17 protein-coding genes are annotated in these 22453 nt (G+C 66.2%); 11 read left to right on the top strand and 6 right to left on the bottom strand.

Features of this window, described 5'->3' with window-relative positions; all coding sequences use genetic code 11:
* Positions 1–60 precede the first annotated feature (60 nt).
* The 3 genes from ACXJ3V_RS04010 to ACXJ3V_RS04000 form a co-directional block, all read right to left on the bottom strand.
* Complete coding sequence (locus ACXJ3V_RS04010; protein WP_457098973.1) at positions 61–3057, bottom strand: AAA family ATPase; 2997 nt, start codon at positions 3055–3057, stop codon at positions 61–63.
* On the bottom strand, positions 3054–4208 hold the full coding sequence (locus ACXJ3V_RS04005; RefSeq protein ID WP_457098972.1) for an exonuclease SbcCD subunit D: 1155 nt from the start codon (positions 4206–4208) through the stop codon (positions 3054–3056). The genes ACXJ3V_RS04010 and ACXJ3V_RS04005 overlap by 4 nt, the downstream gene beginning before the upstream one ends.
* Positions 4209–4282: 74 nt before the next feature.
* A complete protein-coding gene (locus ACXJ3V_RS04000) occupies positions 4283–6208 on the bottom strand; it encodes a hypothetical protein (RefSeq protein WP_457098971.1) in 1926 nt (641 codons plus the stop codon).
* A 358-nt stretch (positions 6209–6566) separates the two neighbouring features.
* Here ACXJ3V_RS04000 and ACXJ3V_RS03995 point away from each other — a divergent pair, with 358 nt between their 5' ends.
* The 9 genes from ACXJ3V_RS03995 to ACXJ3V_RS03955 all read left to right on the top strand — a co-directional run bounded on the left by ACXJ3V_RS03995 (position 6567) and on the right by ACXJ3V_RS03955 (position 18214).
* Positions 6567–6860, top strand: a complete 294-nt coding sequence (locus tag ACXJ3V_RS03995; protein WP_457098970.1) for a hypothetical protein — start codon at positions 6567–6569, stop codon at positions 6858–6860.
* A 51-nt stretch (positions 6861–6911) separates the two neighbouring features.
* On the top strand, positions 6912–9494 hold the full coding sequence (locus ACXJ3V_RS03990) for a Z1 domain-containing protein (protein ID WP_457098969.1): 2583 nt from the start codon (positions 6912–6914) through the stop codon (positions 9492–9494).
* Between the two features lie 49 nt (positions 9495–9543).
* Positions 9544–11307 carry a hypothetical protein gene (locus ACXJ3V_RS03985; protein ID WP_457098968.1) on the top strand — a complete coding sequence of 588 codons (1764 nt, stop codon included), beginning with the start codon at positions 9544–9546 and terminating at the stop codon, positions 11305–11307.
* A complete protein-coding gene (locus tag ACXJ3V_RS03980) occupies positions 11304–12200 on the top strand; it encodes a hypothetical protein (RefSeq protein WP_457098967.1) in 897 nt (298 codons plus the stop codon). The genes ACXJ3V_RS03985 and ACXJ3V_RS03980 overlap by 4 nt, the downstream gene beginning before the upstream one ends.
* Complete coding sequence (locus tag ACXJ3V_RS03975; protein WP_457098966.1) at positions 12193–13545, top strand: hypothetical protein; 1353 nt, start codon at positions 12193–12195, stop codon at positions 13543–13545. Before ACXJ3V_RS03980 ends, ACXJ3V_RS03975 begins: the two co-directional genes overlap by 8 nt.
* Positions 13542–15569, top strand: coding sequence for an AIPR family protein (locus ACXJ3V_RS03970; protein WP_457098965.1), 2028 nt, complete (start codon positions 13542–13544; stop codon positions 15567–15569). The genes ACXJ3V_RS03975 and ACXJ3V_RS03970 overlap by 4 nt, the downstream gene beginning before the upstream one ends.
* 85 nt (positions 15570–15654) lie before the next feature.
* Positions 15655–16764, top strand: coding sequence for a DNA cytosine methyltransferase (locus tag ACXJ3V_RS03965; RefSeq protein ID WP_457098964.1), 1110 nt, complete (start codon positions 15655–15657; stop codon positions 16762–16764).
* 4 nt (positions 16765–16768) lie between these two features.
* Positions 16769–17767: a restriction endonuclease PLD domain-containing protein gene (locus ACXJ3V_RS03960; RefSeq protein WP_457098963.1), complete on the top strand. Its 999-nt coding sequence runs from the start codon at positions 16769–16771 to the stop codon at positions 17765–17767.
* 9 nt (positions 17768–17776) lie between these two features.
* Positions 17777–18214, top strand: a complete 438-nt coding sequence (locus ACXJ3V_RS03955) for a very short patch repair endonuclease (protein WP_457098962.1) — start codon at positions 17777–17779, stop codon at positions 18212–18214.
* Positions 18215–18376: 162 nt separating this feature from the next.
* Here the strand turns inward: ACXJ3V_RS03955 and ACXJ3V_RS03950 are convergent, their stop codons facing one another.
* Entirely contained in the window at positions 18377–18706 is a 330-nt protein-coding gene (locus ACXJ3V_RS03950; protein WP_457098961.1) for a hypothetical protein, read from the bottom strand.
* Complete coding sequence (locus tag ACXJ3V_RS03945) at positions 18703–19464, bottom strand: NUDIX hydrolase (protein WP_457098960.1); 762 nt, start codon at positions 19462–19464, stop codon at positions 18703–18705. The genes ACXJ3V_RS03950 and ACXJ3V_RS03945 overlap by 4 nt, the downstream gene beginning before the upstream one ends.
* A gap of 172 nt (positions 19465–19636) precedes the next feature.
* Here ACXJ3V_RS03945 and ACXJ3V_RS03940 point away from each other — a divergent pair, with 172 nt between their 5' ends.
* Positions 19637–20584, top strand: a complete 948-nt coding sequence (locus tag ACXJ3V_RS03940) for an ARPP-1 family domain-containing protein (protein WP_457098959.1) — start codon at positions 19637–19639, stop codon at positions 20582–20584.
* 30 nt (positions 20585–20614) lie between these two features.
* On the opposite strand, the gene ACXJ3V_RS03935 is transcribed toward ACXJ3V_RS03940, so the two are convergent.
* Positions 20615–21754: an NAD(P)/FAD-dependent oxidoreductase gene (locus tag ACXJ3V_RS03935; protein WP_457098958.1), complete on the bottom strand. Its 1140-nt coding sequence runs from the start codon at positions 21752–21754 to the stop codon at positions 20615–20617.
* Between the two features lie 115 nt (positions 21755–21869).
* On the opposite strand from ACXJ3V_RS03935, the gene ACXJ3V_RS03930 reads away from it, so the two are divergent.
* Positions 21870–22430, top strand: coding sequence for a hypothetical protein (locus tag ACXJ3V_RS03930; RefSeq protein ID WP_457098957.1), 561 nt, complete (start codon positions 21870–21872; stop codon positions 22428–22430).
* The last annotated feature ends 23 nt before the right edge of the window (positions 22431–22453 follow it).

Below are 22453 nucleotides of genomic sequence, written 5' to 3'. Positions count from 1 at the left end.
CGCGCACACCCTATCCCGCGCTGGGAAGATCGCACAATCAGACACGTGCGCGCTGTGGAATCAGACGGTCGACGCGACATCCTGGCGAATGACGCTGGGGCCGCGACCGCTCGCCTCGACGAGCAGCTGAGCGGGCAGCTGCTCCTTCATCGTCTCGACGTGGCTGATGACGCCGACAGTGCGGCCGCCCTGGCGCAGCTCGTCGAGGGTGCGCATCGCGAGTTCGAGGGTGTCGGCGTCCAGTGAGCCGAAGCCCTCGTCGATGAAGAGAGTGTCGAGTCGCACCCCTCCGGCCCGAGCGGTGACGACCTCGGCGAGCCCGAGCGCGAGCGCGAGCGAGGCGAGGAATGTTTCGCCGCCGGACAGCGAGTGCGGTGGCCGGGTCTGACCGGTGTGGGCGTCCATGACCTCGAGCCCGAGTCCGGACGACGCCCCGCGGGCGGCTCGCGCATCGGTGTGCTGCAGCAGGTAGCGTCCCGCGGTCATCGCTCCGAGGCGCAGGTTCGCGGCGAGCACGATCTCTTCGAGCTCTGCCGCGAGCACGAACGACTCGAGCGTCATCCGGTGGGTGTTCGGCGCGCGCCCCGCGACCGTGTTCGCCAGGCGGGTGACGACGGCGCTGTCCGCCGCGAGGTCGCCGAGGGCAGCGTGGGCCGTCCGCGCGCGGTCGATGAGGTCGGCCACGCGCGCTGAAGTCTGCGAGGCCTCGGCCGCCTGGTCGACGGCACGACTCCAGCGGTCGCGGGCCGCGGCGAGGGCTGCGCTCGACGGCTCGAGATCGATGACCTCTTCGGGAGCACCGGCCAGCTCGAGCTCCAGCTCGCGCAGCCGATCACGCTCGGCCCGGAGTGAGGCTTCGTGTTCGCGGATACCGGCGTCTAGCCTCTCCCGGGTGTCCGTGTCGCGAAGAGCCGCGGTCGCCTCAGCGGCGTCGGAGAAGTCGGATGCCGCCACCCGGTCATCGCGATCGCCTGCGGTCTCGCGCCGGGCGCGCTCGGCCGCACGGTCGGCGCTGAGCGCCTCGGCGAGGACGCGTGCCCGATCTCGGCGCGCGGCGGCCCGGTCGATCCGGTCCTGGACGGAAGGGAAGTCCGCACGCGCCGCGTCGATGGTGCGACTGGTCGCCGCCACTTCCGCCGACGCTGCGGCGATCGCGAGCCGCAGCGCTGCGAGGTCGCCTGCCAGGCGTTCCCGCTCGGCGACGACGGCGGCATCGGCGTCCTGGAGGTCCTGGCGCTGCGCCGCGAGACGGTCGCGTCGTTCCGCGGCGGACCGGGAGGTCGAGACCTCGGCGGCTGCCTCGGCATGGACCTGCTCCAGAGCGTCTACCGACTCACCGCCGGCGCTCGTCACCGCCGCAGCGCACTCGCTGCGTGCGGCGTGGGCCTGCTCACGAGCGGCGGATTCCGCCGTCGCCGCGGCGTCGCGAACCTGCTCGGCCGCCGCGATGACGTCGTCGCCTACCGGCTCATCGGACGGAGCCGCCGGCTGCGGGTGCTCGGTGGCCCCGCAAACCGCGCACGGTTCGCCCGCGACAAGCCCCTGCGCGAGCTCCCCCGCGTGCCCCGCGAGACGACGGCGCAGCAGATCGGTCACGCGGGTGCGGGCGTCGTCGTGCCGGCCGCTCGCGGCGAGGTAGGCGGCCTCAGCGTCTCGGAGGAGGAGCTGGAGGCGCTCGGCCTCGCGCGCCGATGCCAGACGACCGGTGACCGTCGTCAGGCGCTCTTTCGCGCCTTCGAGGCGGTCGGCGAGCACCCGGGCCTGAACGAGCTCCTCGTCGATCTTCGCGATGGTCGAGGGGATCGCCGCGCGGCCCTCGTCCAGGCCGGCCAGATCCTGTTCGAATTCGCTCGCGGTGGCTTCATCTTCGGCGAGGCGTCTCTGCGCGACGGCGAGCTCGCGCTCCTGCAGGGCGGCCGCGGTCCACAGCGCGAGGTCGCCCGTCAGCTCATCGACGACCCGTTCGAGGTCGGCGGCATCGACGCCGGGATCGTCTCCCCCCGCGGCCCATGCCGTCCGGGCGGCATCGACGTCGGACGCGGCCGTCGCGGCCCGCGCCGCGGCGCGTGCCGCGGCCTCGATGGACCCGCGCAGCGCTTCGGCCGCGTGCGCGCGATCGAGCACGGCCCGATCCGCGGCGATCTTCGGCAGGAGCACTTCGAGCTCCGCGAGGGTCGCGCGCGAGCGCGCTCGACGCTCCTGGGCGTCGCGCAGCGCCTTCGCGGCGGTGTGCGATGCCTCGGCGTCGCGGTGAGCGAGGTCTGCGGCATCCCGTTCCCGGATCGAGGTCTCGGCACGATAGGCCGCACGTTGCGCGCCGAGGTCGGCGGAGCCGAAGCGGGACTCGACGTCGGCCGCAGGTGTCTCGCCTTCGGCGCTGAGCTCGGCAGCGGCGAGGATTCGCTCGGCCTCGCCGAGGAGAAGCGACACGCCTTCGCCGGCCGAGGCGAGCGCCTGCTCGGCGTCTTTGCGACGCTGTTCCAGCGCCGACTGGTAGTCCTCGTACGTACGGGTTCCGAACAGCCGCCGCAGCAGCCGCTGGCGTTCGTCGTTCTTGGCGAGCAGGAACTCGGCGAACCGGTTCTGCGCGAGCAGGATCACCTGCAGGAACTGCTGCTGGCTGAGCCCGAGCACGTCCTCCAGCGCCAGGCCGACGTTGCGGGCCCCGGAGGCTCGCCCGACCCAGCCGGCGCCGTTCCATTCGTCGAGCTGCGCATCGGCGCCCACGAGCGTCGTTCCGCTGCCGCGCTTCTTCGCCCGCTCATACTCCGGCGAGCGGGTCACCCGCCAGCGCCCGCCGGCGGCACTGAACTCGACGGTCACCGACGTGGGGTCATCGGGCCCGCAATGGTCGCTGCGCAGCCGTCGCTCCACGCCGTCGTACCGCGGCACGCCGCCGTAGAGCGCGAAGCAGACGCCGTCGAGCACACTCGACTTGCCAGCGCCGGTGCGCCCCGCGATGAGGAAGATCCCGTCGTCGGCGAAAGCGTCGAAGTCGACCACCTGCCGCTCACGGAAGGGACCGAACCCCTCCAGTTCGAGTCGATGCAGCCTCACGCAGACGCCTCCGCGAGCGATCGCTCGTCGATAAGGTCGCGTACGAGCTCCGCCTCCCGGGCTGAGGCGCCCTCGCCGTCGCGGACGTGCGCGAGGAACGTGTCGATGAGGTCGGCGTCGCTGCGCGCCGCGCGGACGCGCCCCGCGTAGGTCAGTCCGTCGGCTTCGCGGCGCCCGTCGGGCAGATGCATCACGGTCGCGCAGTGCGGGAAGCGGGCTTGGAGGCGACGCATCGGATCGAGCTGGGGGGTGGCGTCGGTGTACTGCGCGCATACCCAGGCGTCTTCGGCATCCGTGAATCTCGCGTCGGAGAGCAGGTCGTCGAGGCTCGCCCGGATCGTCGTGAGCCGCCGAGGAACAGGCAGATCAAGCCACTCCACCGAGGCCAGGCCCACCGCATCGAGATCGACGATCCATGAACCGCGCGGCTTGTCGGCCTCACCGAAGCTGTAGTGCAGCGGGGCGCCCGCGTAGCGGACCCGCTCTGACAGTCGCTGCCGCCCGTGGATGTGCCCGAGGGCCACGTAGTCGGGTCCTTCGAACACCGACAGCGGCACGAGGTCGACGCCACCCTGCTGGATGTCGCGCTCCAGCCCCGGCGTCTGCTCGACGCCGGCGGCGAAGCAGTGCGAGATCGCGACAGACCGGCCGCCGCGCTCGACGAGGTCGTCGCGGACGAGCCCCATCGCGTACGCGAGCGCCTGGTGCTGCGAGCGCAGCTCGGTGTCGGGCCAAAGGTGCCGGACGAGGGCGGGCTCGAGGAACGGGAGTCCGTAGAAGTGCACCGGACCGTGCTCGTCCTCGATCGATACCGGAATGCCGACGGTGAGCGGGTCGGTGATGACATGGATGCCGTCGCGCAGCAGCCCGGACTGGAAGCCGAGGCGTGCCGCCGAGTCGTGATTGCCGCTCGTGACGATGACGGCGGCTCCGGCATCCGAGATCCCGCGCAGCGCGCCGCTCAGCACGCCGTAGCAGGCCGCGGCCGGCGCGGCGGAGTCGAAGACGTCGCCCGCGATGATCACCACATCGACCGAGTGCTCGCGGACCTGCGCGGCGAGCGTCTCGAGCACGCCGCGCAGCGCATCGAGGGTGGAATGGCCGTGGAACGACCGCCCGATGTGCCAGTCCGACGTGTGGAGGATCCGCATGCCACTCACGGTATGCGCGGCCCCCGACATCGCCGCTGAGGCCCACCGTGGGAGCCCGATCCTGCCACGAGGGGTCAGGGACGCACGTCGTCGTGGGTCACGACGCGGCTGAGTTCAACTCCCCCTCCAGGGAGTGCCCAGAAGTGCACGCGGCGCGCAGCAGGGGTGCGCTGCTCGATCGCGGCGCGATAGCACTTGGCCCCGTCGCCGCGGACGAGATCGGGATCCGCACCGCCGTCGCCCGAGCGGAGGGCGTGGAGTTCTCGGCCCGGGATCTGGCGGATGCGGCCGGTGACGGCATCCACCACCGCTCTCATCGCCTTGTCGAACTGCCCTTCATCGAGAGGAGTGAGGGATGCCGCGAACTCAGGTCCCACTTCGAAGTCGGCGAGCGGCCAGGATTCCCGCTCGCTCGGCTCGACACGGTCGACCCACGCGAGGTAGACCTCGTGATGCACCCACGCCTCGTCCGTCGCCCACCTCGCCCGACGATCGCCGCGACCCTCCGTTGGTGCGACCGGAGCCGCGCGCCGCGCTTCGCGCAGCGCCTGCGTCCCCTGACGCCGTTGGTCCTTGAGTTCTTTGAGCTGCCGCTCGAGCTCGCCGCGCTCCGCCAGCTCCTCACGCAGCCGCGTCTCTGCTCCACTCGCCAGAGCGCGCAGCCGGCTGAGCTGCGAATCGTCGGCGCCAGCCTCGGCGAGCCGGCGCTCGAGCTCGGCGCTCCGGGCTCGTTCGGTTGCGAGCTGCAGCTGCGTGGTCTGCAGCGCGGTCCCCGGGGCGGCGGCGAGCACGGGTTCGACCGCGACCGGTTCGGGTTCGACGACCGCTTCAGGCGCCGATGCGATGACCCGCCGGCCCGGCCCAGGCATCGGCCGCGCCGCTCGTGCGAGGCCCGGTTCCGTAAGGAGGGATGCCGCGGCCTCCCCTCCGCCGACACTGGCACCCGCCGCGGCCTGGACGAGTGCCCCGGCTGTGGCCGGGGCATCCGCTTCTGCCCCACCGGGTCCCGCTGGCGCGGATGTCGCGGCTGACTCATCGAGCGCGGCGAGCTCGGTCGCGGCATCCATTGTCTGCAATTCGAGCGCGCGGCCCTTTGCGAGCCAGGGGCGACCGCCGGCGGTGAGCGCGAGAGGCGGGACGATCGGATCGTCGTCGTCGACGTCGACCAGTGAGAGGTGCAGGGTGCCGTCGCTCAAGTGCGTGACACGGGCCGCGACCACATCCCCTTCGGCAACGAGCAGGTCGACCGTATCGAGCGGGTTCGGCGAGATGTCCCGGCCGCGGAGGACGAACTCGACCGCGGGGTGGAGCAGCAGCGTTGCGCGCGCGGCCGTGACCTTGCGCACAAGCGCGAGGGTGACACACCGATGCGGAAACGCCTTCTCGAGGTCGGCCTGCGTCGGTCGCGGCGTCTCGACGAGCATCAGCTTGGCGTCGAGATCGAGCACGCCAGTGACCCGTTGACCGGTGTGCAGGCTCCACTCGAGCGGAATCGGCGGGTAGGTCAGCTCACTTGAGATCGTCGCGTGACCGCGGCCGTCGACGTCGACGATCGCGCGGGTTCCGTCCGCGATGAACCCCTTCACGACTCCGGATGCCGCGACCCGCCGCTCCGACGGCTTGGCGAACAATCCCGCCGCACCGGCATGGCCAAGCACGTCGCCGATGAGCTGCTGTGTCGCCTTGGCGCTCGGGAATCGCAGCGGCGAGCGGCGCCAGTGCGGATCAGTGATGAAGTCGTGCGGATAAGACCGCCCGGCGCCGCCGTAGACCTGGGTCTTGTCGGGCAGGAGCGAGTCGAGCTCGCGGGTCAGGTCTCCGGTGGGGATCAGGAAGAGTTCGGCGATGTCGGCGAGTTCTCGCTCGAGCTCTGCCTGATCGTGGGCGACAACACCCGTATGCGGGTCCGTCGACACCACCACCAGCGGGCGCAGCCGCATCTTCATGATGCGGTCGGCAAGGGCCACGACGTCGGCGGACGACTGGACGTGCTCGGTCACGATCCCTCCTTCCGGCCAAGACGATCGAGATGCCTGTGAGCGTATGGGACGGGTACGACATGGGAGATGTCGGAGCCTGTCGCTGATGCTCTGGTAGGTCTTGGGAGCCGACGCCTCTCCTGGCTGACACTCGACTGAGCGAGTCTTCTGACTGGGTGTGATCGGTCACGATCCGCGCTTCCTGCCCTAGACAATCCAACGTCTACACGACAATGTGGGATCGATCGGGGCATGGTGTCGGGAAATAGTGCGTAGCTCAGGGCAGGGATATTCAGGCGAGTCGCCGGCGCCAGTCCCTGGCCACTCGACCCGCACCGCGTAGCCTGAATCACACTGTTCAAGCTCGACGAGGAGTGCTATGGCTAGGATCGCCCGCGTACTGCCGGGAACCCAGGACGTCAGCCCGCACAAGACTTTTGTCGACTGCTACGTGCAACTCGTCAACGACGATTCGGGCGAGCCTCTCGTGCACCTCAGCACATTCGGTTCCCGCGATCGAGCGTCGCGTCCCAAGAGCAGCCAGACGATGCAGTTCGACCGATCAACGGCGCTTCAGCTCGCGAGGGTGTTCGTGCATGCCTATGGAGTCGAAGTACTTGGAAATCTGTCATCAATCGGTGGAGACACACAGGATGTCGCGCGCTCACAATAGGTTCGGTCGACTTGGGGTTTTCGGTGGGTGGTCGGTCTCGGAAGGCTTTCTGTGTTCAACGATGAAGTGATTGACGAATACGCCGACATGGTCGGCGCTTTCGTCGCGGGGGGTCTCAGCATCTCCTCTGTGAGGTCAAAGTTCCTGCTCTTGCGGGTTCCCGAGCCACTCGCCGAGGCTGCAATCGCACGGCACGAACTCAGGATGTTCGACATCGCCGGCGTCGAGGTGCTCCGGGGTGAGGGCGACCACAACAACTGGTACCAGGGACCTACCGCTTCTGACCGATTTTGGCCGCCCGTTCAGGAGCGACTGCTCCAGTCGTTGCCGGCGAGCGCGGTCGAGAGCATCGATCACATTACGAGCCTCACTCTTGCGCAGCTCACGGCGCCAGGTACCACTCGATTCGCCGACCGTGGCCTCGTCGTCGGATACGTGCAGAGCGGCAAGACAACCAACTTCATGGCGCTCGCAGCCAAGGCGGCCGACCGTGGATTCAAGCTGATCGTCATTCTGTCGGGCGTGACAGATATTCTGCGCAACCAGACTCAAGACCGAGTCGACACCACCCTCGTGGGAGATTCGGTCGACTGGTACCCATTGACGAGGGCGAATGACGACTTTCGCGAGACCGGGGATGGGGCGCCGCTCTTCGTGAGGTTCAACGGAGCGCTCGTGGCTGTAATCAAGAAGAATCCGGCAAGGCTGCGTCGCCTCCGCAACTGGATTCGCAGTGCTGGCGATGTCGCGCAGCAACTGGCACCGCTGCTTCTCATCGACGACGAGGCAGATCAGGCAAGCATCGATGTCGGAGCCGAGCGGACATCCGTGATCAACCAATTGCTGCGCGACATCCTTGATCACCCCCGAAGTGCGTACGTCGCGTACACCGCCACTCCTTTTGCGAACCTGTTGATCGACCCGAATAACGAGAATGACCTTTACCCGCGTGACTTCGTCGTTTCGATGCCGAAACCCGCGGGCTACTTCGGCGCCGCTGAACTGTTCGGCGACCCGGCCGATCCCGAAGATACGGGCCTCGATCTGGTAAGGACGATTCCCGCTGCTGAGGCGATCTTCGCCCATCCACCTGCGGGCACCGGGGCAGTGTTCACGTGGCAACCCGCGGCCGGCTCTGAGCTGCGCCGCGCGGTGATGTGGTTTCTGCTGTCAACGGCGGCGAAACGAGCACGGCTCGGCGGCGTCCGGCACTCCACAATGCTGGTGCACACTTCGATGCTGTCTGCGGCGCACTACAAGACGCGCGAAGTCGTCCTCGAACTGCTAGCCGGCCTCCGGATCGGGCTGGCTACGGAGGATCAGTCCCTCCTCGCTGAGCTTCAGGCGTTCTACGAGACGGAAGTGCAACGAGTGTCCGCCGCCGAGTTCGATCATTCAGCGGTTCCGTGGGAGGACGTCTCCAGGGGTCTGCGCGCAAGCGCCGAGGACGTTGACGTCGTGGTCGACAACTACAGGTCAACCGACCGTTTGTCATATTCCCGGCTCTCACCGACGACTGCGATCGTGATCGGTGGCAACACCCTCAGCAGGGGCCTCACACTCGAAGGTCTCACCTCGAGCTATTTCGTGCGCTCCGCATCGGCCTACGACACGTTGCTTCAGATGGGGCGATGGTTCGGCTATCGCCCTGGATATGAGGATCTCTGTCGGATCTGGCTCACACCCGAGCTGACGAAGTGGTTTCGTGACCTGTCCGGGGTCGAGCTCGAGCTGCGTGCCGAGATCGCCAGGTATGGGAGAGAGGGTCTGACACCTCTGGAAATGGGCGTGCGGATCCGGCTGCACCCGGACCTCGCCGTCACAGCCCAGGCGAAGATGAGGCACGCTGTCCCCGCGAACGTATCGTTCAGCGGACGTGCGACCGGGTCGGTGATCTTCAACACCACCGACATCGACTGGCTGACAAGGAATCTCGAAGCGGCTCGGACGGTGCTCGAAGCCGCCGCCAAGCACGGCGCGACAAGAACTAACTTCGCAGGCGGCAAGTCGCTCAGCGCGACCTACCCGGGATTCACCGATGTATCACCCGAAGACGTCCTGCGATTCATAGATGAATTCCAGTTCCACCCTGCCCAAGCCAGCCTCTCGGCGGACCTTCTCAAGAAATACATCTCCAACGAGATGCTCGCGGACAATCTCCTGCGCTGGCGCATCATTGTGATGGCCGGAGGCTCAGGAGCAACCTTCGAACTCCCCCACGTCGGTCAATTCAAGATGGCGAAGCGCACACGTCTGATCGACTCTGATCCCGCGAACATTCGTGCGCTCATGAGCGCCGATGATCGGATACCGGGCATCGACTGGGCTCCCGGAGAGACTCCTCCGACAGGGGACGCGCTCTTGACCCTTCGCGGCGAACGTCTGCCGGGCGAGGCTATTCTGCGGCTATATGTCATCGACCCCGCGTCGTCGCCGACGCCGGCACAGGCAGGTGCGCGGGCGGCGCTCGATGCAGCAGCGCCGGTCGTTGCAGCCGCGTTCGACTTCCCCTACGCGAAGTCGCCTGATTCCAAGGTGAGCTACGTGGTGGCAAAGGTCCCGGGTATCGCCGATGTGGAAGAACTCGACGAGATCTCGTCAGCGGATCAGGCGGACGAAGCGGAGCTCGACTGAGATGCCACGACTTGAGCTTCACTCCGAGCCGGTACACCCGACAGGCGCGATGGACGGAGACGCTGTCCGCAAGACGATCGGCAAGCCGGACCTGCCGTTCTGGGAAGTGTTCTTCCGCGAGACTGTGCAGAACAGCTGGGACGCGAGGATTGAAGACTCGATCGACTTCGGCATCCAAGCAATCACCTTCGGTCCCGTAGAGCTGGAAGTCCTGCGTGGGCAGGTCTTCGCGGAGATCCCCCCCGACCGCACGGATCTCCAAAGTCTCCTCGCGAACGGTCCGTTGCGCGCGCTGATCGTTCGAGACAGCGGCACGAAGGGTCTCGGCGGGAATGCTCGCGCGGACGAGGTCGCGGCCGAAGGAGAACCGACCGATTTCCGCAGCTTCGCCTTCAATGTCGGGCGGGACCCCGACCGGAAGGCTGGTGGCGGAACATATGGATTCGGAAAGGCTGTGCTTTACACCGCAAGCCGGGTTCGCACCTGCTTGGTTTATACGCGCACACGGTGGGGCGATCAGATGCTCGACCGATTCATTGTGACCACAGTCGCGAGCCGCTTCCAACATGAGGGCAAGATCTTTACGGGGCGGCACTGGTGGGGCGTGCTCGACGAGCCGGCGGTGCTTCCTCTCGAGGGAGACGGGGCACTGCAGCTCGCCACCAAACTCGGCATGACTACTGTTGGCGGCGGAACGGGTACAACTATCGCTGTGCTCGACCCCAGCGAGCCCGGGGTGGCGGATGACAGTGACCTCGGAGCCGCACTCGATGGTGTTCGTAGTGCTGCCCTCAAGTGGGCTTGGCCACATCTGGTCGAGTCGAGCGGTGACTCGTCAATCCGCTTCTCGTTCGTTTACGAGGGCGAGAGCAGACCGATATCCATCGATGAGGACCCCGAGATCCTGCAATTCGCAGCCGCGTATCGCGAGGCGCTAGTGGCAATAGCAGACTCCACCTCAGAGATCTCTTGGCAGGTGACAATCCCGCGCATCCCGATCGACGTAGCTGTGGCCAAGACGGGCGTCCTCGCTGTCCGGCGAGCCTTGCAGATCGACGATGTCAGTTACGAGCTGAACAACAAGGTCGCGCTGATGCGCAATCCGCGATTCATCGTGAAGTACTTGCAAATCGACCCAGACCCACAAGGTCAGTACGTCGCGGGGGTGTTCATAGCCGACCCGGAGCTCGACTCCACATTTGCCGCACAGGAGCCCGTCACCCACGATTCGTGGGCATCGGAGGCTAGCCGCTCGAAGTACCGTCCGGTGGCATGGACTCTTCGTGACATTCGCAACGCGACGCGGGTCGCACCGCCAAGCGCCGAGGCCGCGGCGTCCGAGGTGGCCGTGGGAGGCATCGCGCATCTATCTCGCGTACTCGGCGAGAGCCTCATGGGATTCGCCCGATTGGGCCCTGAGCGACGGCCGAGGCTCGCGCCCGCTCCACGAGTGCCTCGCGCCGACTTCTCGGTGAGGGTCGGAGACGAACCCACGCTCGTGGGAGTGGACGGCTCGCGAGTCATCGTGGACTTCCCGATCGAGGTTCGCAGCCGCACTGGCGCTGACCTTTCGCCCTGGCGCGCACTTGCGACCCCCACGATTGCTGCCGAAGGCGGCCGCACTGAAAGCGGTTCCGCGGTGGAGCCCGAACTGGTCGAGGTAGTGGGATGGTTTGCCGGCGATCAGCGGGTCGCCAGCGAGAGGGAGGTGGAAGCGCTGAGCGTGCATCTTCACTCGCGCCTGACTGTGCGGCTCTCACACTCACCGCATGTCGCTGTCGGTGTACGCGTGAGCAAGCGAAAAGTTCAATGAGCCGTCCTCTGAGCCGTGGGTACCTGCCGCTTCCGTCCACGGCGGCACGACTCGACACTTGGAACGTTGCGATCGAGAACGGGCCATCCTACGACGAGCCATCCGCGACTCCGGACTGGACCTATTTCCAAGGGATTCAGGTCACGGCAAACCTTCTTTGCGACTACTCGAACCTCGCTGCAAGCGCGCATCTCTCGCCCGACGCCAGGTTCGGTCTGTCGCTCGAGTGGTCTTCATCGGTGGGCTTGCGAGGTGTCGGCGAGCCCGTCCCGATTACGGGAGCGGAGACCACGGCAGTAGCACAGATCCCGGCGGGGCATGTGGGCGGGGCTCTTCAGCTGGCGCTCACCGTCCTGCTGCTGGATCCGGGTGCAACTGTGGCTAATCCGCTCGCGGCAACCCAGCGCGGTGCGGTGATGTGGAGCGACAGCTGGCGAGTGCATCTCGAGGGGATTGCTGCGCGACTCCCAATCGTGCCGACTGGGCTTGGGGCCGATCCGTTCTACGACTTCCACAACGCGCGTTGGTTTGTTGATGTCGATCAGACCGACCTTGCCGCGCCGATCGATGCCGCACTGCGGGTCTTCGTGAATGAAGGAAACGAGAGCGTCCAGCGGATGCTCCTAGAACCAACCGCCGAGGTTTCGCAGACCCTGACGGCGTCGTTGCGCCTCGATATTCACCGCCAGCTTCTCACGATCGCACTGACTGAAGAATCCGGCTACGAGGATGACGAGGACTATCCCGATGGTTCCCTCGGCGCCGCGATGCATGCGACGCTCCAGCTGTTTCCAGACGGGTATGACGAGCTCCAGGCGAAGGCGACGTACGACCCCGGTCGTTTCGACGCGGAAGTCCAAGGGCGCCTCGGAAAGGAGCGCTCCGATGCCTGACCCACTTCCCGCCACATGGCCACGGTTGGAAGTCAACCCTGAGCACGAAATTCCGGCACTCTTGCAGTTGACCGTGGACGAGGCGGCTGAGCGGGTAGACCTTTCCACAGATCATCTTCGGTTCTATCCGATGGCACCGCGTCGCGTGGGCTCGGCGGATCTCCTGCAACTTCGAAACGGCGTACTCGCCATCGCTGAGCGGCACGGGTTTCCGAACGCCCGAAGTAGGGGCGCGCGTCCGAGCTTCGACCAGGAACTGGCGGCAGAACTCGTTTCGCTCGCGCCAATGCTTCCCGTCGAAGCGGCGAATCAGCAAGTGTGGGCTTTCATTACCTTGCGGGTACTACCGGATGTTGCGTTGTGGCGGTGGCCCTCCAGGGTCGAGACGAACGCGCTCTCCTGGGCGGACGAAGATGATGACTTCGAGTTCGAATCGGAGCAACCGTCATCCCACGTCGGCCGGCTTCTCGATCGACGTCGAGGTCTTTTCCGGCAAGCCTGGTGGCGGGGGTTCCTCCTAGGCACACAGAGCGTTCTCCTCCTCGACGAGGACAATTTCGTGCAGCTCACAGACCGGATCTCGCTCACCGGGGACAGTCGCCTGGGCGCGTCGATCGTGGCATCGCATCTGCACTATCTCAGCAATCCCACCTACGACCGACGCTACGGGCTGCGACGGGCTCTTGTGCTGGTTGGGCGCCTACTCGGTCGGCTGAACGTGGACGCGCTAAGTGACAACGAGATCCACTCTGCAGTGGTTGCCCAATTTGAGAACTCCGTGGGCGTGGTGAATCCGAACAAGAAGCCGATCGGATCGAACTCGGTTGCGGGCGAAGGCAGTTTGCGGGAGACATCAGCGTCGGCAGGCACCGCGTCATCAGGCGGTGAGGTCGAGGACGCCACGATGTGGCCTGCCTTCGACAGCGGGGTCCTCTATGAGGTCGCTGGTGATGGGCCTCAGTACGACTCGGTGGTTCCTCGGTTTCTCGCGTTGGTGGGCCCTTACCGGCCGCTGGTGGAGCCGCTTCTCAGGCCCGCCGAGTGGCAGGAGGCGATGGCGATGGCGCGACGTGCCGTGAACTACGCACGCACGCTCAATAACGATCAGTTAGCGATCGAGATTGCCGCGGACCTGGACAAACTCGCAGGCGAATGGATGCAGATGACCACTGATGAACAGGCGGTTGCAACGGCAGCGTTCGAGTACTTTCTCCTCGAGGACGACGAAGTCAGCGATCTTGAGCCCCACGGTCTGCTCGACGACGACGATGTAGTTTCCGCCGCTTTCGATGCCCTAGGGCGGGAACGAGGGGATGGCGGCACGAGGTTCAGGAGAGTGCGATGACAGCGGAGTTGACCCCCCTTGACACATTTGCGGCGATGGTCACACTTGCCGCGGAAGCCGAGGACCTGTCGCAGGGTTCCGCCTTCGCTGCACAGGCGGCGACTCTCTTGGAGGAAGCAGGAGAACTAAACGGTCCCGATGTCTACCAGCAGGCAGTGGGTACTATCAGCGCACTCGACTGGGACGCCGATACAGCCCGCCTTGCGGTATTGGTGGCCGACTTCGCTCCCGGTCGGTACGGAGCTCCGAGGGATCCACGTGATGTGATGCCACTCGTTGCGACTGCGATGGGCCAGATAGATCGTCTTCTCAAGGCCAGCCCTGACGGGTTCGCCGAAGATGCCGCAGGTCGAGCTCTTCAGTTCATCAGCGAGGTCCGCGGTGAGGTGAAGTCGATTCGGATCATCGTCGCCTCCAACGGATCATTTGAGAGGCAACGCTCGCCGCTCGACACGGTCGGCGGATTGCCATCCGACCTGGTGGTGTGGGATGCGAGTGACTTCGTTTCTCAAGTAACGCACTCGTCGGTGCGAGATCAGACCATTGATTTCACCGAGCTGACGGGCGGGGGAATCAAGTATCTGGGCCCGGTCGGCGGTATCCCACTTCAATCCTTCTTGCTCGCAATCCCGGGGGATGTTGTTGCCGACCTCTACCAGGCTCATGGAGCGAGCATCCTCGGCAGAAACATTCGGGCGTTTCTGCAAGTCAACAACAAGGTCAACAGGGGGATCCGGAAGACGGCAAGTGACTCACCCGAGAAGTTCTTTGCATTCAACAACGGCTTGTCGCTCACGGCCACCGGGTACTCGCGCGCCCTCCCTGGAGGGATCCCCGTAATCACCGCATTGACCGGCCTTGAAATTGTGAACGGCGGACAGACGACTGCATCGCTCCACCACGCGAAGTACCACGACGGGGCGAGCCTGTCCGGCGTCACCGTTCAGGCGAAACTGACCATTCTTCGTCCCGATGACGTGAACTCGGACGATCTCGCTCTGCAGATTGCGCACTTCGCGAACAGTCAGAGCCCAGTCCGCATGGGCGATCTCTCGTCGAACAGCGACTTCTTCAGGGCGATCGAGCGCCTATCCCGACAGGTTGACTTTGGCGGCGAACTCGGCGGACAGCGACAGTGGTATTTCGAACGAATCCGCGGGCAGTTCGCAACAGACCTCGCCGCGGCCAAGTCCCTGGGGAATGAAGCGCGATTCAAGGCCCGCTTCGACACAAGCAGGCGCTTCGACAAAGCGGACCTTGCGAAGTACGAGTTGGCGTGGCTGCAGTTTCCGTTTGTGGTGGCGGCAGGAGCTGAGCGGTCCCTCGCATCATTCACGAACCTCGAAAATGGCCCAGCCAAGGGTGGCGTTCCAGACGAAGAGTACTTCCGCCGCGTCGTCGCCAAGGCCACGCTGTGGCGAGCCGCAGACAAAGTCATCGGCGCACTCGCGCTCGGCGGCTACAAAGCTCAAGACGTCGCGTACGTCGTGGCGCTCATCTCGAATCGGGTTGCAGGTCGCCTCGATCTCAACAAAGTGGCCAATCTGCAGGATGCGGGCGACGACTGGCGGCATGCGGTGTCCGAGCTTGCCCCAATAGTGCATCGAAACCTCATCGAAAGCGCGGGTGCGCGCAACGTCTCTAGCTGGGCGAAGACAGCGGCGGCGTGGCAGGCAGTTTTGAGCATCGACTGGACGCCACCTGAATCGCTTCGTTCGTCCGCTCCACGGAGAGACGAGACCCGCACCGCGGTCGCTCAGTCGCAGGTCGGCCTCGACCTGGCCGCAGATCCCGCCGAACGTGAAGCACGCGACCGCGTTGTGGAGTACGGGAGCTCGGCCTGGTTCCAGCTCAGCTCATGGGCGAAGGACACCGACAACCTCCAGAGCTGGCAACGCGGCATTGCGTTCAGCATCGGCCGTGCGATCTCGTCCAGCAAGACGCCCACCGCCAAGCAGGTGACGCAGGCTATCAAGATCCTGGACGAGGCGGAACGCCTCGGGTTCAGGGCCGACCGAGGTTAACGCGAAGCTACGACCACCACTGCCGCGTGGGAGTCCTTCAGTGTCGGACGCCTGCCGCAGAATGAAAGCCACGGAACGGAGCACCATGGAATTCGCAATCGGAGAACTCTTCTGCGGCCCTGGCGGGATAGCCCTCGGCGCGCACCGCGCGGCCGATGAGGTTGATGGCGTAACAGTGCGGCACGCGTGGGCGTCCGACTACGACCGCGCAACCTGCGACACGTACCTCGCCAACATCCCTGGCGCGACGAACAAGACTGTCATCCACGAAGACGTACGCAAGCTCGACATTGCGGCGCTTGCCCCGATCGATGGTCTTGCTTTTGGCTTCCCGTGCAACGACTTCAGCCTGGTGGGAGAGCAACTCGGTGTGAATGGCACTTTTGGACCGCTGTACCAGTACGGCGTCGCGGCTCTCGATGCACACAATCCAGCCTGGTTCGTGGCTGAAAACGTCGGAGGCCTGAGGAGCAGCAACGACGGCGGCGCCTTGAAGATGATCCTCTCTGCTCTTCGGCGTGCGGGAGAACACGGCTATCGCCTCTATCCTCACCTCTATAAATTCGATCAGTATGGCGTTCCACAGCGGCGCCACCGGATCCTGATCGTTGGGATCAGATCGGACATTGACGTCGAGTTCCGGGTGCCCTCCCCGGATCTCTACAAGCACATCGACGTGAGCGTGGGCAGACGCCTCACCAAGCCTCCGATCGCAGCCGATGCGGCGAACCACGAACTGACCCGTCAGTCCAAAGCTGTCGTCGAACGTCTCACACACATCCTTCCCGGACAGAACGCGTTCACTGCTGACCTGCCCGACCACCTCCAACTCAATGTGGCGGGCGCCAAGATCAGTCAGATCTACCGACGGCTTGAGTTCGAGCTGCCCGCCTACACAGTGACCGGGTCTGGTGGCGGCGGTACGCACGTTTACCACTGGCGCGAGCCCCGCGCGTTGACCAACCGCGAACGGGCGCGGATTCAGACATTTCCAGACGACTTCGTCTTCGAGGGTCAAAAAGAGAGCGTGCGGAAGCAGATCGGAATGGCTGTCCCAGTTGAGGGCGCCCAGGCTGTCTTCACCGCGCTTTTCCGGAGTTTCTCTGGAGAGAGCTACGACAGCATCGAGCCCAACCTATTGCATATGGTTTCGGCTTCCGAAGTCTGGGAGTCGGAACTTCGCGTAGCGAACTAATGAGGTGAATCGACTGCTGCGAGACGATCTGTTTGAGGGCGCGCTCTTGCGCCCTATTGCACAAGGGTGCGACGAGCTCCACGTGTTGAGTGGGTACTCATCTGCAGATATGGCCGTGTTTCACGTCATGGAAGCGCGCCAACATCTCAAAGCAGACATCAGCGTCCGGCTGTACATCGGTATGACCGGCGAAAGCGGACTCGACATCGCCTCACATCGCGCATTCGAGTCTGCCGTCGCCGCCCTCACGGGGGCGTGGTTCCGCGTCGCCTACGCGCCGCGGGGCTTCGCCGACCACAGCAAACTCTACGTTTGGCGGCGACAGGGGGTTGCCGTGCGGGCGTGGACTGGGTCCGCCAACTACACCCTCTCTGGGTTTGGTCTCGCCAATGCACGACGCAAGGAAACGCTCACGGACGTCGACGCCCGCGCAGCAGAGGACGTAATCGCCCGGGCGGCGGACCGCTTCGTTTCGTTTGACGATCCGAACCTCGGACAGAAGGTGGACGTGTATCGCGAAGTCACAGCGGCGGTGCGGGAGCCGATCGCCGAGCTCGCAAGCGCAATTGTCACCCCGCCAGACACTCCAAACGTACGTTTGCCACTCGTGCAGACTGTGCGGATGCCCGGCGAGGTGCACAACCCCGGTGCTGGGCTGAATTGGGGTCAGCGCGGCACGCGACGGCGTGCTGAAGCCTATATCCCAGTACCTGCTGCGATCGCGCGGGCAGGGTTCTTCCCGTCACGCGGCATACCCTTTGCAGTCCACACGACCGACGGCGACGTGCTCTTCATGACGACGGCTCAGGACGGCGAGAAGGCCCTGCACAGCGTTCCGGACAATGCACAGATCGGACTCTACTTCCGACGACGACTCGGACTCGATAGCGAGGCTCCCATTCGCACCGCGAATCTCGAGCAGTTCGGTTCTAAGCATGTCACCGTCTGGAGACGCAGCAACGGAAGCTACGTCATGGACTTCTCGCCGCAAATAGCGACATAGGCTCGTGTTGTGGAAGCTGGATCCTCCTGGGCGAGCGACGAGCACGCCCGGCGCACCATGCAAGCCAACCGCCGACGCGACACCGGTCCCGAGCTGGCCGTCCGAAGGCTCCTGCACGCCCGCGGTCTGAGGTATTGGGTCGATCAGCGCCCACTACCCGAATCCAATTTCCGCGCGGATCTCATCTTTCCGACCGCTCGCATCGCAGTGTTCATTGACGGATGCTTCTGGCATGGGTGCCCCGAACACTACGTGGAACCAAAGACGAACGTTCAATACTGGCGGCCCAAGATCGCGCGGAACGTAGAACGTGACCGCGCCGCCGACGCAACCCTTGTAGCAGCCGGGTGGGAGTCGATGCGATTCTGGGAACACGAAGACTTCTCCACGGTGGCGGCACGAGTCGAGGCAGAGGTACGGGGAAGACGTGCCGCCCAGCCGCTCTGAACGAGACTGACGCAGAGCGGCATCGAACCCGGGTCACATCAGTTTGCTGTGTTTCACCGGCGACGCGATCAGTTGCTGCAACCCGCGCCCGCCGACGTCACTCCTCCTGAACCGGGACCGCCCGGATCAGGAGGAAATCCTTGCGGCGCAGCATCCGGAGCACTATTGCTCTGCCGCCGCCGAAGGCGCGGAGTCCGGCCTCCCGCGGATAGTCCTCGACCGAGGTGATGCGGTACGTCCGCCGCGGTGGCCGATCTCGCCGCCGGACTTGAGGATGTTGCGATACCAGTTGACCTCGGTGCCGTAGGTGAGTTCGGCGATGAAGCCCTCGGGCACCGGGGCGAGTACGAGCGGGGTCTCGAACGTCTTGCCCGACCGTCGGCCGGTGTGTCGCACGAACGCGAACGGACCCTTCCCACGTTTGGCTGCGGCGAGCGTGGCGGGGTTGAGATAGCGGCCGATGAAGGCGAGCCAGCGGTCCTTCAGAGTCATCGAAGGGTCCCGCGGTTGGCGCGCGACGGCGACTGTGAGAACTCGCGCGCGGGCTTGCCGACGTGTCCGCTCGAGAGGGAGCCGGTCTCGTAGAGGCGCTGCTCCATGGTGCGGCGGAAGCTGTCGCGCGGCAGCGACGTGCCGGCGACGGCTTCATGCAGGAGGTGCAGCTCCCGCAGCGTGAAGGTGCTGGGGAGGAGCCGGAACGGGTCAGGACGCGCGCGGTACTCCCGCCGCATGTGTTCGACGGCCCGCCGCACGATCTCGTCGTGATCGAAGTCGAGGCCTCGCGCCTTCTCCACCGGGATGAGCGCGATGTCGCGATCGCGGGCCGCCTGGAGGGCGGGCGGAGTCGCGTCGGCCTTCGACGGCGGGAGAACGCCCGCGCCGCGTGCGCCGAGGCGGTCGTACGGTCCGTCGACGTGCTCGAACTTGCGCGCCGGCACCGCGGCGAGGTGCGCGACCGACAGCACCCAGCCGCGATCATCGCGCTGCGGTGCGTCGAAGACGCGCAGCTGGTGGGCGCCGACAGCACGTAACCCCGTCTTCGCCCGCAGGGAGCGCTCGACGGCATCCGCCAGCCGCTCCCCCTCGTGAAGGAACGTGCCGGGCAGCCGATACGTACGCGACTCGGGATCACGCACGACCAGCACCGACAGCGGAAACCCGTCCGGCACGGTCAGCACGGCCGTGTCCACGGCGATGGACGGTCTCGGGTACTCCGTCAACGAGCGCCCGGATGAGTCTCGATACACCATGACGCCATTGTCGCAGAGTCACCCTAATCCCTAAGCGCCGCGTCGAGATCCCTTGAAATGACGGATGTCGGAAGGCCGTGGCATCCTGCACTTGACACAGTTAGAGCGAATAGGCTCTAATGTGCGTTAGGGCGGATTCGCTCTAACTGGGGTACTGAACTGAGGACACGTCATGAATGCATTCCTTCCGCGGCTCCACGTCGGCGCCGGCACACAGCGCGGCGCGCTGACCCTCTTTCCGGTGTGGGTCGAGGGTGCCGCGACCCGCGGGATCGGCTGGCGCTCCGACCCGCTCGTGGTCGAGGAGCGCACAGGCAACGCGGTCGTGGCCGAGCTCGTCATCCGCAACACCAGCGATCGCCCGCGCGCGATCATCGAAGGCGACCTCTTCATCGGCGGCCACCAGGACCGCACGGCCGCGGAGACGATGGTGCTCGACCCCGGCGAAGCGCGCGTGCTGCCGGTGCGGTGCGTCGAGCACGGCCGCTGGGGCGGCGGGGAGGAGAACCACCGCGCGACCTCGCTGCGCACCCCGTACTCCGTCCGCTACGGCACCCACGCCGGCTCGGCCGTTCCGCTCGACCAGGGCGAGGTGTGGGAGCGCATCTCGCGGCTCGAGCGTCGCCACGGCATGAGCCGCACGTCGGCTCTGACCGATCATCTCTCGCACAGCCGCCAGATTCGGCGGGCAGAGGCTGGGCATGCCGCCCGGGTCACCACCGGTCCCGCGGCCTCTGCGCTGCCCGACGTGAGTGGCCTGCGGCCCATCGACGGCCAGCGCGGCGTCATCGTCGGCATCGGCGGACGCGTGGCTGCCGTCGAGGTCTTCGGATCCGAGTACGGGCTGAAGACGCGCTGGAAGGGCATCCTTGATGCCGCGGCCCTCGACGCCGCAGGCCACGCCCAGATCGCGACGTCTGGCACCGAGGCCCGTGACTTCGCCGCACGGATGCTGCTCACCCCGCGGCGGGACGCATCGCGGGGACGCGGCATCCGCCACATCGCGGCTGCCGACGGGCAGACCGCGATCGCGACATCGTGGACGACGGATGCCGCGGGCCACCGCACCGGGATGCTCCACCTCACGGCCTTCAATCGGGCGCACCCGGTGCTCGTCTAGGTCGATGTCGGGGTCAGGGTGGGCGACGGGCTATACGTCCCAGTCCCGCCCGAACCAGCGGCGGATCCGGGAGCGGCCGAACTCGGCCTTGTCGGTCGCATACTCCGGGCCCGGACCGAGCAGAGTTCCGTGCGGTCGCCCGTCGAAGAACGAGACATCGACGATGCCGACCTGGCTGTCGCCGAATTCGACGTAGCACGTGCCATGCCCGTCGTACTCGGCTTCGGCCGCCGAGCCGCGCAGGTGCGCCGCGATCCGGTGCGCCGCCGCGGCCGCCTGGCGCTCGGCGAACACCCCGGCCTTGGGGGTACCGACCGCTGCGACATCGCCGACGGCGTAAACACCCGGCCACGTGGTCTCAAGGGTCCGCGAATCCACCGGCACCCAGCCGTCCACCGTGAGGCCCGACGCCTGCACCACTCCGGGCACGCGATGCACCGGCACTCCGAGGTACAGGTCGAACGGCAAGGTCGATCCATCGCCCAGTCGCACCGTGCGCGTGTCTGCGTCGAGCGAGCGGACCGCGCGATCCGGGATCCACGCGATGCCGTGCTCCTCGAACGCGGCCAGCAGGGCGGACGAGGCATCCGGCGACGGCGGGATCGGGCGCGGAAACGGCATGACCAGCGAGATCGACGACCGATCGCGGATGCCGCGTGCCCGCAGCAGTTCGTCGAGCAGCAACGCTGCCTCGCTCGGCGCCGGCGGACACTTGAACGGCCCGGCCGTGATGCCGATCACCACGTCACCACCGCCGAACTCGGCGAGCGTATGCTGCAGCGCGAACGCGCCCGCTTCGCTGTAGAACTCATGCCCCGCCTCGGCGAGACCAGGGGTGCGCGCGATGTCGTACTCGGCGCCGAGCGCGATCACGAGAACGTCGCCCTCGAATGGGCCGGCGGTGGTCTCGACCCGTTTGGTCGCCGGATCGATCGCGGTGACCTCGGCGCGCACGAACGTCACCCCCGGTTTGACGAGATCGGCGTAGGGATGGAACACCTGCTCGGCCGTCGTGCGACCGAACATCACGTCGAGCTTGGAGAACCCGAAGACGAAACCTTCGGTGCGATCGATCAGCACGACCTCGACCTGGCCGGCCAATTCCTCGGCGAGGACACTCGTCAGTTCGAGCCCGCCGAAGCCTGCTCCCAGCACCACCACTCGCTGCATCAGACGCGCCCCCACTCCCCTCGCACCCGGCCTGACTGTAGAGCCCAGAGGCCTGGATCCGATAGTGGGTGTGGCGTGTCATCCCGATGTAACACGGCCGGACGTATCGTGGAACATGGCGCCTCCGACAGATTCCGCCCCACGATCGACCATCGTCGCCCTCGTCGGGACAGAAAGCGACGCCCTGCTCGCGGGCCTCGGCGATGTTCCTGCCCTGCTCGCCCTCTCCTTGCGGGAGAGCGAACCCGCCGTCGCGGCCCGGGCCGTGGCCGCGGCATCCATTCCCTACGTCGTCCACGATGCCGACCCGCTCGAGCATGTCGCCGCCGCCTGGGTGGAGCTCTACGAGGAACGGGCGACGCTCGGCACGCTCGAGGTCGAAGTCGAGACCCTCCTCGGGCTCTTCGCCGCGGGCGATGCGGTCATGCCGGACTACTACATGGTGCTCGGTCCGGAGGCCATCACCGGCACCTGGCGCCATTGGTGGCTCGGCGCGCTCGCACACCATGCGCCTTCGCGGGTGCTGCCGGTCGAGGCATCCGGAGCCGCGCTCCGTGCCCGCCTGCGCTCGCTGCCCGCCTCCCGACCGTGGCCGGAACCGAATACCTGGCTGCCGCGCGTGCAGTTCGACATCCCGGATCGCGTCGGCCTGCGTGACGAGCGCGGGGCAGCCTGAGGCCGCCCCACCGAGCCCAACTG

This window comes from Microbacterium sp. P5_E9, from assembly GCF_054049175.1.
This window is presented reverse-complemented; position numbering and strand designations above follow the sequence as displayed.